Below are 14,268 nucleotides of genomic sequence, written 5' to 3' on the forward strand. Positions count from 1 at the left end.
AAAATAATCTATCCATAAATCAATGTATAAATAAATATTCCGAGGGCTATAAAAGGCAGTGCTTCATTTATAATAATTAGAATTTCCATATCTCCAATTTTTCGAGGGGTATATGTCTCTAAAAGCAGTGCTGCACTTAGTATAAGCCATCCGAGGGCATATAAGTAACTTTTAATATACAATGTATATATAAAAATAATTAGAAATATACATCCTGCTGCAATGCTGAATCTGTCATTTGGTGACATATGATGCCTCTTTTTTATTATTTTTGTTTAGTATGTAATTTATATACTTTGAAATAAATCCAATAATGAGTGATATAATGACAGTGATAGTACCAGATAATAATTTTATGGCCAGTCCTTCTTTCCTTATCCTAATTTTGTTAATCATTATACTGCAATTACGTGAAAGGAAGATAAAATTAAGGAAATTAATAATTATGCCAGTAATTTTGTCTATAATTACAATTCCCATGATTTATGTGGAAATATACAGCGTTTTCAACGCCGTAGTTATATTTTTTGGCCTTTTAATAGGAATATTAATGGGCTTTTTAATATCCAGATTTATGGAAGTTAAGATGAATGAAGATGGCTCTATGGTAATGAAGGGTTCTCTTATTGCGGTGCTTCTATGGGCTGCAATTATTGTAGTTAGGATATATGGAAAAAGTGCAGTTAGCAGCATGAGAGTTATAGACTTAAACCTTTTAACAGCTATATTCCTTATTATGGCAGTGGGTGCAATGATTTCCCGCCGTATATTCATTTACTGGAAATATGTAAACTTTAAAAAGAATGATGCTTTAAAGCAGGACTTAATTAACTGAAAAAGTTATAAATTGGCCTAATGATGCAACATTTAAAATGAGAATATTATTTACATGGCATTTCGATACATCCAGGTAAGGTGGTCGTTGTAAGCCTGAATTTCCCAGTACGTTGTATGATTTTCATTAAACCTTTAAAATCAAGAGGTTTTGAGATATAGCAATCTACATGATTTATATAAGCAATTTTAGCATCTTTTGGGGAATTTGAAGCTGTAAGAATTACAGTGGGTATTGAATTTAATTTTTTATCCATTTTAATTCTTTTAAGTATTTCATGTCCGTTTATAATGGGTAAGTACAGGTCTAATATTATTATATCCAGATTGTAATTATCATTTCCTTTTTTATACAAAAAATTTAATGCTTCTGTGCCGTCTTTAACCGCGTGTATTTCAGCGGGTATATGATACTCTTTAAAAATTTCTACTGTCCATCTAATGTCTGCAGGGTTGTCTTCAACCAGTAGTAATTTAACAGGTTTCTTCATTGTATGCCTCAAGATCCTTGTACAAACTGAATTTTAATTCATGTTTTAAGTGATTGAATCAGTTTCAATATTCCTATTGTTGAATAGACATCGTATGTTATATTATATTGTAATTAATCCTTAATAAATTTAATTTTTGGAATTGTGGCTATGATCTGGCCATATTAGTAATACTCAAAAATTTATTCCAGTTCATAAAAAAATAGTGAAATTAAAAATTAAAATTTTCAAATTATTTTTTGTTGAAAATTGTAAAAAAAGAAATTTAATGTGTAATTTGATCAATCTACACGATTTAAGATTTTGAGTTTGGTTTTAGTACCAAACATCTTTCATACCAATTAAATATGCAATCATGTTAGTTAGAAGATGTAGAACGATACTTATAATAAGTATAATTATAATCATGTTTAATGGTATAAAAACTATAAGCGAAGCAAATATTAATGCACCAATTACAAAATCAAGTTGATCTAGAAATGGTGCAGCTTTTCCTCTTTCGATTCCAATCCTTCTTTTTATAAAGCTTCCGACTGCATCACCAATTAAAGCACCGCCTCCTAGGAAAAGTCCTATGATGGCACCTTGTAGTATACTTGTCGGTATTGGTCCTTGAATTATCGTAATTCCGGGTATTAAGCTAAAGACGTTTCCATAATACGCTGATACAGATCCTTGAAGGATTCCTATTAAAGTTCCAATTAATGTTCCAATAATGGTTCCTTTCCAAGTTACTCCATTACCTATAATACGCCGACCGTCACGAAAATTACGGCCGAAATCCAGTGGTTTACCGCCTCCGAAGACTAATGCTGAAACATTTGCAAGGTATGCCGGTAACATAAAGTATATTACATATGCTGATAAAACTAAAACACTGATAACACTTGCATCCATGGTTTACCTCCTGTTTTAAAGCAAGATAATAATTATGTTATTTATAAATATATCTATGGTGAGATGATGGTTATAAAGAAAACCAAAAGTCTATGTCCTCAATGTCTTTCAGTTGTAGATGCTGAAGTTTATGAAGACGGCGACAAAATTATGATAAAAAAAGAATGCAAAGAGCATGGTATTTTTGATAGTACTTATTGGGGTAGTGATGAACTCTACCTAAAAGCTTCAGAGAGTGATCACAAGGGGAATGGAATAATTAATCCCCAAACTTTATCTGAAAAAGAATGTCCTATGAATTGTGGGATATGTTCCGATCATGAAAGTCAAACTATTCTCGGTCTTATTGATGTAACAAACAGGTGTAACTTAAAATGTCCTGTATGTTTTGCAAATGCTGCAGTTTCAAACCGTTTATATGAACCAACTTACGAAGAAATAAGGAAAATGCTTCAGACTTTAAGGTCAAATAAGCCAGTTCCAGCACCAGCAATTCAATACGCTGGTGGAGAACCAACAGTAAGAAAAGATCTGGTAGATTTGATTAAACTTGCAAAAGAAGAAGGATTTAGACATACTCAGATAGCTACAAATGGTTTAAGACTTGCAAGAAATCCGGAACTTGCAAAAGAACTCAAAGAAGCAGGATTAAACACAGTTTATCTTCAATTTGATGGAGTTACAGAAGAGCCATATCTTAAGACAAGAAACAAAGACTTACTTGCAACCAAACTTAAAGCAATAGAAAACTGTAGAGCAGTAGATTTGGGCATAGTACTGGTTCCTACAATTGTAAAAGGAATAAATGACCACCAGATTGGTGGTATAATAAAATTTGCAGTTGATAACCTTGATATAATAAGGGGAGTTAACTTCCAGCCGGTATCCTTTGCAGGAAGAACACCATCAGATGAAGTGGAAGAACAGCGTATAACAATTCCTGATTTTGAAAAACTGGTAGAAAAACAGACTGACTCCCAAATTAAAGTGGAAGATTTCCATCCTGCATCATGCGTTACACCAATTTCAGAATTTATAGAAGCTATTGAAGGAGAAGAGCAGGTTGTATTTACCTGTCACCCTCACTGCGGTGCTGCTACTTATGTTTTTATTGATGATGGCGAAATTATCCCAATTACTCAATTTGTAGATGTGGATAAATTCTTTGAATTACTTTCAAAAAGCGCTGAAGACATAAAAGACGGAGGATTAACTGGAAAAGCAAAAACAGTAGCAAGGGCTACACTTGAACTTCCAAGAACAGTAGATATGTCAAAATCACCAAGTACAGTTGATATCCGATCTATATTGACTTCGGTTTTTAAAGAGAGATCTTACAGCGCTCTTGGAGATTTCCACCATAAAACACTTCTTATTGGATGCATGCACTTTATGGACCCATGGAACTTTGATCAGGATAGGGTAAAAAGGTGTGTAATACACTATGCAGTCCCAGATGGAAGAATAATCCCGTTCTGTTCTATGAATGCTATTCACAGGGAAGAAATAGAGAAAAAATTTGCGATTCCATTTGAGAAGGGAAATATAACTGGTGGAAGATTGGAAGGAAAATCTGATTTACCTTCTAATAAAACCTAAATTGAGTTAAATTGTTACTCTAGGAATTAAAATAACTATTTCTAATTCTCTTTTGGAGACTTATTTTCTGGAAGTTCAGAAAACTATTAATATGCAGAATTAAACAAGAGATCAACTATTAATAATTTAACAAAAAATATAACAAAAACAGTACAAAGTACCATTTCTTTGAAAGTCTGGAATAAATCAAATAGCAGGTCGTTCAAATGATTATAGAAACTCCATCAAGGCTACACATGACTTTAATAGACCTTAATGGAACTATTGGAAGAGTTGATGGTGGTGTAGGACTTACCATCAAAAAACCCAAACTTGTTCTTGAAGCAAAATCTCAAGATGAGGGCATCGATATATTTTTTAAAGAATCTCATAAATTAAATGAAAAAATAATGGCGGATTATGGGAGAAAAATCGAAAATACAGTTAAGAAAATAACTGATTTCCTTAAAATTGACTCTGGATTTAAATTTGAAGTTAAAACAGCTTATCCTGCACATTCTGGACTTGGATCAGGTACTCAACTATCCCTTGCAGTTGCAAAGCTTATATTAAATCTTAATGATCGTGATATGGATGCATGGCAAATAGCAAAAATCGTTGGAAGAGGTGGGACTTCTGGTATTGGAGTCAGGGCCTTCGATCATGGCGGATTTATTATTGACGGTGGGCATAAGGTGGATGAAAAGCCTGATTTTTTACCATCATCCGCGTCTAATGCACGTCCTGCACCTTTAATAGCAAGATATGATTTTCCAGAGGATTGGAAAGTAGTACTTGCAATTCCAAATGTCCCTGCAGGTGCATCAGGTCAAAATGAGGTAAATATTTTCCAGGGGTACTGCCCAATTAAGCTGGATGAAGTACAGAAATTATCTCATTTGATATTAATGAAAATGATGCCTTCTTTAGTTGAAGAAGATTTAGACTCTTTTGGATCTGCAGTTAATGAAATACAGAATATTGGATTTAAAAAAATAGAAGTTGGGTTTCAGGATTCTGTAATTAATGAAATAGCTCAAAATCTCAGAGATGCAGGTGCAGCAGGGGTTGGAATGAGTTCATTTGGCCCTACTATTTATGCGGTAACTGATACAAACACAAAAGATATATCAAAAGTAGCTCAGAGTACTATGAACGAGATTGGTGGAAAAGTTATTGTTACTGAAGCCAAAAATAGCGGTGCTACGCTGAAAAAAGAATTTTGATGATGTTCAAAAATTCAAGGATATAATCAAAGTAAAAATTTTAACATAACCTGTTTACACAGTACCATTTGTGTTAAACTATTGGTTAAAATTAATTTATATAAAAATTAAATGATAATAGATTGACACCGCTAAATTAATCAAAATTCTTTAAAAATTCATCACTGATTCATATGAAGAAAAAAATAGAAGGAAAAGTCTGGAAATTTGGAGATAATGTAGATACTGATGTGATAATTCCTGGAAGATATCTGAGAACTTTCAGCCTGGATGATCTGGCAGCACATGTAATGGAAGGTGTAGACCCTGATTTTTCAGGAAATGTCCAAAAGGGAGATATCATAGTTGCCGACTGGAACTTTGGATGTGGTTCATCAAGAGAACAAGCTCCAGTAGCCATAAAGCACGCTGGTGTTTCAGCAATAGTTGCAAAATCATTTGCAAGAATTTTTTACAGGAATGCGATAAATATAGGGCTACCTGTCATTGTGGCAGATATAAATGCTGAAAAAGGAGATATTTTAAAGATAGACCTGGAAAAAGGCATTATAAAGAACAAATCAACTGATGAATCATTTAAAATAGAGCCGTTTAAAAAATTCATGCTTGATATTTTAAAAGACGGCGGATTAGTTAAACATTACCTTAAACTCAAAGAAGGATAGGGGTTTAGGTAAACATAATTTTATTTAAGCATTACAAATAAGTTATATACTGATAAAAAATTTATAAGAATTTGAGGAAAAGTAAATGAAATGTCCTGTATGTGAATCGGAATCATATGAAATTTTAAAATCAAAAGGCAAGCATTCAAAAGAGCTTCTTTTGAAGTGTGAAGAATGCGGTAATATTTATAGGGAAACCATAATACGAGAAAAGCCAGTAGATGTTAGAATAGTTATAAGTGAGTTTGAAAAATCTAAAAAAGCATTCGTAAAACTTTATCCTGACGAGGTGCTGATGGTGGATGATATTTTAGACCTCGATGGAAAAGAAGTTGCAGTAAACTCGATTGAAATAAAAACTAGTGCAAGGGTTTATAGAAGTCAGGTATCTGATATAGAAACTATTTGGGCATCTTCAATGGATATACCTGCGAGAGTTGGAATTTCTGTAGATTTCGGTGGCAGAGTTATCTCAAAAAAGGTGGATGTTGATAGGGATTTTGAGTTCACTGTTGGAGATATAGTCAAAATGGGAAACTTGATTTTTAAAATAACTTCCATGAAAACCATTGAACGAAAACTTAGAAAAGGTTTTGCAAAGGCTTATGTGACTAAAAGGGTTTATGGAAGACCTTTAGAAGAATTCGTAAGATATAATTATGATCTAAGTTCTAATATAGTATGATGATGGATGAAAGAAAGGAACTTGTTAAGAGACTTTTAGAATATGGATACATAAAATCAGAGAATGTAAGGCAGGCTATGGAAAAAGTTCCAAGAGAAGAATTTTTACCAGCAGAAAACAGGCCTTACGCTTATGTTGATCAGCCTTTACCAATAGGAAAAGGTCAAACAATCTCAGCACCGCATATGGTAGCAATGATATGTGAGAAACTTCAACTTGAAGAGGACATGAAAGTTTTAGAGATTGGTACTGGTTTTGGATACAATGCTGCTGTTATTTCAGAGGCTATGGGTAAAAAAGGCCATGTTTACAGTATTGAACGAATAGAATACCTTGCAGAGCTGGCTAAAGAGAATCTTGAAAGAACAGGCTACGGTGAAAAGGTAACAGTGATAATTGGTGACGGAACACAGGGATATGAGAAAGAAGCTCCATATGATCGAATTTATGGAACTGCAAGTGCTCCATTTGTGCCAGAACCCCTTAAAGAACAGCTTAAAATAGGTGGAAGACTTTTAATCCCAGTTGGGGAACAGGCATATTTCCAGGATCTTATCTGCATGGTTAAGAAATCCGAAACTGAATTCAAAGAGAAATCACTGGGCGGAGTTGTGTTTGTTCCGATGATTGGTAAACATGGCTGGCCTGAAAAATAGGTTTAAAATCTTAATTTTTAAGAGTTATATTTATCCAAATAATTTTTAGTTAAATATATCTAAATAACAGCTGATTTTAGATTATAGTTTGATTTGTATTTTTACATAGGATCAGGTTCGATAAAATGAAAGTTTACATTGATACGTTTGGTTGTACATTTAATCAGGGTGACTCACAGATAATGGCAGGGCTTCTGCAGGAAGATAATGCCCAGATAGTTTCAAATATGGAAGATGCAGATGTAATAATACTCAACACCTGTTACGTTAAGCAGCCAACAGAACAGAAGGTTATAAACAGGATTAAAAAAATTCAAGAGCAGTTTTCAGATAAAAAATTGATAATTTCTGGATGTATGGTGGAAATTGATCCAGATAAACTTAAAAAAGCTGCACCTTCTGCTGGATGGATTGGGCCGCGTCAAATTAAATCAACTATAGATGTTGTGAAATCATGTATGAATGGTAAAACTTCACGGATTATTGGCCACAGTGATGAAATAAAAGCAGGCCTTCCAAAGATACGTTTTGATCCATTTGTACATATATCCCAAATATGCGAGGGGTGTGTCGGAAGATGCACTTACTGCTGTACAAGGTTTGCACGGGGGAAACTCCAGAGCTATCCAGTTAAAAATATAAAGAATGAGATTGAAAGCGCAGTAGCAGATGGATGTGTTGAAATTCAACTTACGGCTCAAGATACGGCTGCATATGGGATGGATACTGGAAGAAAACTTTCTGAACTTATAAAGGAGATCACTACGATTCCTGGTGATTTCAGGTTGAGAGTTGGAATGATGCACCCAAAGAGTATGATGAGAGATCTAAATGGGTTAATCGAGGCTTTCATGCATAAAAATGTCTATAAATTCATGCATATTCCTATTCAAAGTGGCAGCGACTCTGTATTAAATCATATGGGCCGTGATCACACAGTTGCACAGTATAAAGATATAATATCTGAAGTCAGGGAAAAAATACCCGAGGTTTCTATAGCTACAGATATAATAGTGGGTTATCCAACAGAAACTGATGAAGACTTTGAAGACACTTTAAAGTTAATCGAAGATATTAAGCCAAATTTTATTCATATTTCGAAATACAGACACAGACCAATGGCCATATCCTCCTCAATGCATGAAATAGATCATAAAATTATGAAAAAAAGGTCTAAAGTACTGAATGATCTTAAATCAAAGATACTTTACCAGAACAACCTTGCAGAAATTGGAAAAGTTCATGAAATTTTAATAACAGAAAAAGGTAGTAAGGGCGGTTACATTGGAAGGACAGATTCTTACAAGCATGTAGTCATAGAAAATGGTGAAATTGGTACTTTTGTTAAGGTAAAAATAAATGAAGTCACGAGTACTTATCTAAAAGGTTCTGTTTTGTGATATTTAGATAATTAATTCAATATGTTTATTTTTTTTAATTTTAATTTTTTTATGAAGAAATATCCTAGAAATTATTAAAATTTGCTTCTTATTTTGAATAATTGTTTTTATTTGTTAGTGATATCAAATAATAAAATATTTTAATGATATATCAACAATATTGATTTTATGGACTATGTAATCTGTGAAAAATGCGGTGGATACTACGAACTTGAAGAAGGGGAATCTATAGCGGACTTTGACGTATGTCAATGTGGCGGGACACTGTTGTTTTTGAAGAATTGGAGTTATGTGAGTCCTATTCAAAACAAGTCCGCCCTGAAAGAGAGAACAAAACCATCGGGTATTAAATGCAATATATGTGGATATGAACAAAATAAGAGTTTAATCTGTTCTAAATGCGGTAGCAGGATTAGGAAAACAAATTACCAAAATAAAATGTATCACCAAAATAGGGGTGATTATAGACATATTTTAGCTGAAAGTTCATCAATTCACTTTTTTGATAGAATTCATTGGGGTGCAGTTACCTCTGGAATTATATTTTATATTGTAGCCAGTATAGTTACTAGAATAGTTAGAGGAATATTTTTAGGCGGTGGTATTATTGTAGCTCAAAATGCAAATACAACTGCATTAATATCTATTACCAACGTTATAGTCCTGTTTTTTGGCTTAATTTCTGCTATTATACCAATAGCATCTGGTTTTTGGGCAGTATCTTATATCACAACAAGGAATTATGTAACCGGGATAATGACTGGAAGTATGGTGGGTATTGTAATAACAATTATTTCTGGAATACTTTATCTGGTATTTGGATTATTATTTTTAGGATTATATGGGCAGATAAATATTGGTGTTGGAATTATAGCTGGATTAATGGTATTAATAATAAGTATCATTTATGGGGGTGCCATGTCTGCTGTCGGAGGCTTAATAGCGGTTTATGTTAGAAGACACACATCATATATCTAAAGCAAAATCTTTCAGAATGGAAAGAAATCTTAACAAACAAATTATGACTAAAGTTCTGTAAATAATGCAATCTAATCTTTTTATGTCACAAAAACTTAAGCAAACGGAAATTATGGCTATAAATTATTAAACAATGTGATTTTATGGACTATGTAATCTGTGAAAAGTGTGGGGGACGCTATGAACTTGCAGAAGGTGAATCCCTTGATAATTTTGAGGCATGTCAATGCGGCGGTACCTTAAAATATCCTGAAAACGAACTTAAAGAAGCTGAATCCTTAGAAAATTGGGATATCCCTCATGAAAATAATTTAAATGTTGAAGAAACATTTAAAGAAGTGGGAAAAAATGATAAACCAAAATTTATCTGTCCGAACTGTATGGGGGAACATGGAGAAGGAATATTTTGTTCTAAATGTGGTGGAAGGCTAATTGCAGTAAAGGAAGGAAAAATAATTAGCAATACCAAAAGTTTTGATGAACAAAGGCTTGAAAGATTGTCAGATAATGCCTTTAGAAAGGTTGCAACTGATTATGATGATTATAGGGAATCAAAAAATTTCTCTGAGAGGATTAACTGGTTATCAATTGTAGCAGGAGTTGTATTTTTCGTAATAAGTGTATTTACGTCTCTATTGTTATCATTTTACTTGTTTAGTAATTCTTATTACAATTATTCAGGTTTTATATTTGCATTTTCAGCGCTTGTTGTATTATCCTGCATTTTTGCACTGGTTTCGGGGGGTTTAGCTGCTTTTATTGGTATCAGTAAGGATTATGATGATGGAATCATCAATGGATTTTTAGTGGGAGCCATAGCTTCAGTCATTTTAGGATTTTTTGGTGGAATCTCCATAGCTTTCATGGGTATAATTGTGTTTGGTGTATTGGCGACAATTGGTGGAGTAATAGGAATCTTTGTTAAGAAGCAAATGGATGAATAAAATCAGTTAATGTTAAAAAAATAGTAATTTGTAGTTATTTAGTTTTTAAAACAACAAATATTACAATTGAGGTTTCGTGTTTATAATATAAAATTACCTGAGCTGCCGTTTCCAGGAGAGCCGTTCTATTTTTTTTAGATTTTTTAACCTTTTTTTGCACACTGCCGTTTTCTATAACTACAGAACCTCGATAGCTGCATTTTCCACATTCCCAGAGCCTTAACTGCAGGTCATGCCATTTATTTTTTGGAACTGCATCGTGGACACAAATTTTTCTTTGTCATGAATTTTTCCCAAAATAATATTACCATTTAACGGGATAAATTTTTTGATTAAAAACAGTGAATTGGGAAGAAAATAGTTGTAATGATTTAAAAATAATAATTTAGAATAAAAGAAATGCCGTGGGCCGGACTTGAACCAGCGACATCCAGATCTTCAGTCTGGCGTTCTCCCAACTGAACTACCACGGCAAATGGGCCGGACGAGATTCGAACTCGTGATCACCTCCGTGTCAGGGAGGTATCATACCCCTAGACCACCGGCCCGGAGTGCGTCTAACTTGAATATAGTTGTATTCCTATATAACCTTTTCCCTTTTTCAATGGAATTTTTTTGTGAAACAGTAAAATAAATCAAATTATTCCGACTTTTTAACCATTTCTTGTTAAACTTGCTTAAATTATTTGCTACCTATCCTATGTGTTTATACATTATATTTTTTAAAACTTTAATTTATGCAATTTACAGATTAAAATATAATATCTGTTATATGCGGGATATTGGGAATTATTTTTGGATTATTTAAGTAAAAAAGCATACATTAATTATAAATATTAGTAAAACAACTTATTATATATAAAAATCCCTGGGAGGGTTGGAATATGGACGTGGAGCCGATAAAAACTACAGTAGATGAGCTTTTAAAAGTCTTGGCAACTGAAAATGTGATTGGTGAGACAATAGAGACTGAGGATAAAATAATTATTCCAGTTACAAAATTTGGAATGGCATTTGGTGCTGCAAGCGCTGAAGGCAGTGCACTTAAAGATCAAAGTGGAAAAGGCAGTGGTGCTGGTGGTGGAGCTGGTATTGAACCAATAGCCATGGTAGTTGTCTTTAAAGGTATGGAAGGTCCTGAAAGCGTTAGAGTTATGCATCTAACCAAGCCTAGCCCAATGGGTAGGGCAATATCTGAAGCAATGCCTGCAGTAATTGACCTTATGAAAGAAGGTAAAGAAACTGTAAAAGAGATGAGAGAAAAAAAAGAAGAAGAAAAGGAAGAAAGTGAATAAAATCTTTTCTACTTATTTTTTGTAATTAGGAATTTAAAGAGTGAATTTAATGTTCATAGCGACCGCCATAATCCTGATTATTCTAATAATTGTAATTGGAATTTTGGTGGTTCCATTTCATATATACCTGAATATATACAATACTGGTTTTAAGATCACAGGGACTTTTAGATTAACGTGGATGAAAATAAAATTAATCCAGAGAGAAATACCTCCAGAAAAACAAGCGCCAAAGAAAGAAAATGAAAAGGAAAATAAATTTGAAATAAGCCGTATTCCAAAAATTTTGTCTCTTTTGGTGGAATCATGGCCTTATCTTGAGAGGGTATTTAACAGCTTTTTAAAATCCACATCTTTTGAAATATTTTCTTTAAATTTAATTTTAGGATTAGGAGATCCTGCAGATACGGCTATGGTCAGCGGTTATTTCTGGGCTGCATCTTCTTTGCTAAATTTAATTCCTAACGCTTATATATCACTGGAACCTGATTTTTTAAATGAAAAAATAGAAGCAGATGCAACTTTAAAAATAAAAATCCGGCTTTTTTGGATAGTTGTTGAACTTATAAGGGCTTTCACCAAGAAACCTGTAAGGGCACTTTTAAAAGAATTAAGAGAAACTAGGGGTTAAACAATGGTTAAAACTAACTTTGCAGAGAATTTCGATGTTGAGACTATAGTTGGTAAATCTATTGAAGCGCAAGGTAAAATTCTCTATCCTATAGTTAGAGTTTCCATTTTAAAGGATAATAAAATGACTACTGTTGGATCATGGATAGTTCCAATTGCATTTGTAATTGAAGAAAATGAAAAAAAATATATTATTTCTTTAACTGATGAAAAAATTAACCAGAATGAGATTTTAAAGATGGTATGATCTAAACATTATTCTAGTCAGGTTTTAAGACATAATTGTTTATTTAGAATTTCTTAAACTGGATTCAAATGAATCTTTCCAATCATTCATGCATAAAATTTTTACTGGAACATTTAACATCCTGCTTTTCACATGAGCTTTTTTGCTGCAGTAAGATGGAACTAATATGTGAAAATTTACTCCAGGTTTAGAAGATAATGCTTTCCAAAGCCTCTTATGTTTGTTAGATAAAACATCTGAGCAGTTTTCATATTTAATTACCATTATATCATTTCGTTTAACTGCGAATATATCTAATGTGTAGCTAGGATATTTAACATCAAAATTGCTTGAAATTTTATTAGGGTATTCAAAGTTCCGTTTTACAAGGTAACCTTCCTTTTGTAATGTATCTACTAAAGATTTGGCTATATTTCTCGGAAGTTCACCTTTTTTTGTGCTGCCGGATCTCATGCACATATTAATGCCCCTCATTAACTACTCCTGAAATTTAATCTGTAAAAATTAACAAAGGTTATAACAGATTTACAATTTTTAATGGTTTTAAAATCAATAACAGATATATGACCTCTTGGAATTATCATTCCATGGGATACTCAATACGTAATTTATAACCGGCTTTCTCGCTTAACAAGACTGTCCCCGGAATAAACTGGTTCTCATATTCCTTTACAATTTTAGATATATTTTTGTATGATTCATATTTTTTATCTACAATCCCCTTCTTTACAAGAATCATGTATCTCATTTTAATGATTTCATCCTTCATTTCATCCATTATACCACCTGTTTTGAGTACGTGTACTTATCTCAAAATTTTCAGATCATATAATTTATTTCATATTTTTTTTATTAGATCCTCTGTTTTGTTGAAATATGTACATCATATGTCAATATTTTCTATACAATAATAAAGTGTCAGAACTAGTATATAAATATTTTTCAATTTTTTCCTTAAATATCCCTATATTGCTCAGATAATTATTATTATATTTGAACATTGTTTAAAATAATTAGCTTTTTATAAAAATATGTAAAAAATTTAAATTAAAATAATGGAAAATTTGGTGAATTTATCATTTGCTCTTAAAATTAATATTTTATTTTTAATGTAAGGTATGTGGGTAAAAATAGGGGAATATGAATTTTATTAAATGATTACGATCATTCCAGCTTGCGTTATGGCGTATTTTTCAAATAATCTTGATTTTTTAACTAAGCCTCTATCTATAAGTCCTGCTAAATGTTTGTATACCATCGCACGTGATATATTTACACTTTTCCCTATTTCAGCGGCACTTAGATCTTCATTAGCTAAAACTTCCAGAATTTTTTGTCTTGTCTTTGATACATCCAGTTTTAAAAGAGGAATTCTTAAGACTTTCTCATTATGGCAGCTGAAAATTGCGTTTATTCCTTCTTTATTAGCCACAAAATTGAGTAAAGAACCCAGATCATCTCCCCCATATGCAACAAATATTTCACCATGTTTTTTAGCTGCATTTATAACTTCAGATATCTCTTTACATATTTCTACAGGATCTTCAGTTTCAATTTTAATTTCACCGCCTTTAATGAATTTATCTAATTCAGTTCTTCTGCGATGTTTTCCACTTAAAATGATCACGCCTTCAGCTTGTGTTTTCATTGATGCATTAAACAAGCACTGGCCCTTGAGGTTTGTAATTAGGGTTCTCATTCTTTCACCTGTAACTAACTACTAATTTTAAGTATTTTAATTA

18 protein-coding genes and 2 tRNA genes are annotated in these 14,268 nt (G+C 32.5%); 12 read left to right on the forward strand and 8 right to left on the reverse strand.

Annotation, left to right across the window (positions count from 1 at the left end; translation table 11 throughout):
- Nucleotides 1-8 precede the first annotated feature (8 nt).
- On the reverse strand, nucleotides 9-248 hold the full coding sequence (locus EJ01_RS12940; RefSeq protein WP_048080761.1) for a hypothetical protein: 240 nt from the start codon (nucleotides 246-248) through the stop codon (nucleotides 9-11).
- Between the two features lie 77 nt (nucleotides 249-325).
- Here EJ01_RS12940 and EJ01_RS12945 point away from each other — a divergent pair, with 77 nt between their 5' ends.
- Nucleotides 326-835: a CcdC protein domain-containing protein gene (locus EJ01_RS12945; RefSeq protein WP_052376177.1), complete on the forward strand. Its 510-nt coding sequence runs from the start codon at nucleotides 326-328 to the stop codon at nucleotides 833-835.
- A gap of 46 nt (nucleotides 836-881) precedes the next feature.
- Here the strand turns inward: EJ01_RS12945 and EJ01_RS12950 are convergent, their stop codons facing one another.
- Both EJ01_RS12950 and EJ01_RS12955 read right to left on the reverse strand, forming a co-directional pair.
- Nucleotides 882-1,325, reverse strand: coding sequence for a response regulator (locus EJ01_RS12950; RefSeq protein ID WP_052376178.1), 444 nt, complete (start codon nucleotides 1,323-1,325; stop codon nucleotides 882-884).
- A 315-nt stretch (nucleotides 1,326-1,640) separates the two neighbouring features.
- Nucleotides 1,641-2,222 carry a CDP-2,3-bis-(O-geranylgeranyl)-sn-glycerol synthase gene (locus EJ01_RS12955; protein WP_048080758.1) on the reverse strand — a complete coding sequence of 194 codons (582 nt, stop codon included), beginning with the start codon at nucleotides 2,220-2,222 and terminating at the stop codon, nucleotides 1,641-1,643.
- Between the two features lie 66 nt (nucleotides 2,223-2,288).
- Between EJ01_RS12955 and tes the strand changes: the two genes are divergently transcribed.
- The 8 genes from tes (at nucleotide 2,289) to EJ01_RS12995 (ending at nucleotide 10,354) form a co-directional block, all read left to right on the forward strand.
- Nucleotides 2,289-3,821 carry a tetraether lipid synthase Tes gene (gene tes / locus EJ01_RS12960; protein WP_048080757.1) on the forward strand — a complete coding sequence of 511 codons (1,533 nt, stop codon included), beginning with the start codon at nucleotides 2,289-2,291 and terminating at the stop codon, nucleotides 3,819-3,821.
- A 206-nt stretch (nucleotides 3,822-4,027) separates the two neighbouring features.
- On the forward strand, nucleotides 4,028-5,026 hold the full coding sequence (locus EJ01_RS12965; RefSeq protein WP_048080756.1) for a beta-ribofuranosylaminobenzene 5'-phosphate synthase: 999 nt from the start codon (nucleotides 4,028-4,030) through the stop codon (nucleotides 5,024-5,026).
- A 173-nt stretch (nucleotides 5,027-5,199) separates the two neighbouring features.
- The gene (hacB, locus tag EJ01_RS12970; RefSeq protein WP_048080755.1) at nucleotides 5,200-5,691 is read left to right on the forward strand and encodes a homoaconitase small subunit; all 492 of its coding nucleotides are present in this window, start codon (nucleotides 5,200-5,202) and stop codon (nucleotides 5,689-5,691) included.
- An 85-nt stretch (nucleotides 5,692-5,776) separates the two neighbouring features.
- Entirely contained in the window at nucleotides 5,777-6,376 is a 600-nt protein-coding gene (locus tag EJ01_RS12975; protein ID WP_048080754.1) for an HVO_0476 family zinc finger protein, read from the forward strand.
- 2 nt (nucleotides 6,377-6,378) lie between these two features.
- Nucleotides 6,379-7,032, forward strand: coding sequence for a protein-L-isoaspartate O-methyltransferase (locus EJ01_RS12980; protein ID WP_048081047.1), 654 nt, complete (start codon nucleotides 6,379-6,381; stop codon nucleotides 7,030-7,032).
- Nucleotides 7,033-7,157: 125 nt separating this feature from the next.
- The gene (locus EJ01_RS12985) at nucleotides 7,158-8,432 is read left to right on the forward strand and encodes a tRNA (N(6)-L-threonylcarbamoyladenosine(37)-C(2))-methylthiotransferase (protein WP_048080753.1); all 1,275 of its coding nucleotides are present in this window, start codon (nucleotides 7,158-7,160) and stop codon (nucleotides 8,430-8,432) included.
- A 168-nt stretch (nucleotides 8,433-8,600) separates the two neighbouring features.
- The gene (locus tag EJ01_RS12990) at nucleotides 8,601-9,410 is read left to right on the forward strand and encodes a hypothetical protein (RefSeq protein WP_048080752.1); all 810 of its coding nucleotides are present in this window, start codon (nucleotides 8,601-8,603) and stop codon (nucleotides 9,408-9,410) included.
- A 143-nt stretch (nucleotides 9,411-9,553) separates the two neighbouring features.
- Nucleotides 9,554-10,354 (forward strand): MFS transporter, encoded by an 801-nt coding sequence (locus EJ01_RS12995; protein ID WP_048080751.1) that lies wholly within the window; start codon nucleotides 9,554-9,556, stop codon nucleotides 10,352-10,354.
- Nucleotides 10,355-10,754: 400 nt separating this feature from the next.
- Here EJ01_RS12995 and EJ01_RS13000 read toward each other — a convergent pair.
- Nucleotides 10,755-10,827, reverse strand: a tRNA-Phe gene (locus EJ01_RS13000).
- Nucleotides 10,828-10,830: 3 nt separating this feature from the next.
- Nucleotides 10,831-10,902 (reverse strand) — tRNA-Val (locus tag EJ01_RS13005).
- 336 nt (nucleotides 10,903-11,238) lie between these two features.
- Here EJ01_RS13005 and EJ01_RS13010 point away from each other — a divergent pair.
- The 3 genes from EJ01_RS13010 to EJ01_RS13020 are packed head-to-tail and all read left to right on the forward strand — an operon-like array spanning nucleotide 11,239 to nucleotide 12,526.
- Nucleotides 11,239-11,649, forward strand: coding sequence for a GerW family sporulation protein (locus EJ01_RS13010; RefSeq protein WP_048080750.1), 411 nt, complete (start codon nucleotides 11,239-11,241; stop codon nucleotides 11,647-11,649).
- A gap of 49 nt (nucleotides 11,650-11,698) precedes the next feature.
- Nucleotides 11,699-12,280, forward strand: a complete 582-nt coding sequence (locus EJ01_RS13015) for a DUF2953 domain-containing protein (RefSeq protein ID WP_048080749.1) — start codon at nucleotides 11,699-11,701, stop codon at nucleotides 12,278-12,280.
- A gap of 3 nt (nucleotides 12,281-12,283) precedes the next feature.
- Nucleotides 12,284-12,526, forward strand: a complete 243-nt coding sequence (locus tag EJ01_RS13020) for a hypothetical protein (RefSeq protein ID WP_048080748.1) — start codon at nucleotides 12,284-12,286, stop codon at nucleotides 12,524-12,526.
- Nucleotides 12,527-12,565: 39 nt separating this feature from the next.
- On the opposite strand, the gene EJ01_RS13025 is transcribed toward EJ01_RS13020, so the two are convergent.
- The 3 genes from EJ01_RS13025 to EJ01_RS13035 form a co-directional block, all read right to left on the reverse strand.
- Nucleotides 12,566-12,985 (reverse strand): hypothetical protein, encoded by a 420-nt coding sequence (locus EJ01_RS13025; RefSeq protein ID WP_157197548.1) that lies wholly within the window; start codon nucleotides 12,983-12,985, stop codon nucleotides 12,566-12,568.
- A gap of 121 nt (nucleotides 12,986-13,106) precedes the next feature.
- Nucleotides 13,107-13,304 carry a hypothetical protein gene (locus tag EJ01_RS13030; RefSeq protein ID WP_048080746.1) on the reverse strand — a complete coding sequence of 66 codons (198 nt, stop codon included), beginning with the start codon at nucleotides 13,302-13,304 and terminating at the stop codon, nucleotides 13,107-13,109.
- Between the two features lie 372 nt (nucleotides 13,305-13,676).
- Nucleotides 13,677-14,225, reverse strand: a complete 549-nt coding sequence (locus EJ01_RS13035) for an ArsR family transcriptional regulator (protein WP_048080745.1) — start codon at nucleotides 14,223-14,225, stop codon at nucleotides 13,677-13,679.
- Between the last annotated feature and the right edge of the window lie 43 nt (nucleotides 14,226-14,268).

The sequence above is a fragment of the Methanobacterium veterum genome (assembly GCF_000745485.1).
Lineage (GTDB): Archaea > Methanobacteriota > Methanobacteria > Methanobacteriales > Methanobacteriaceae > Methanobacterium_D > Methanobacterium_D veterum.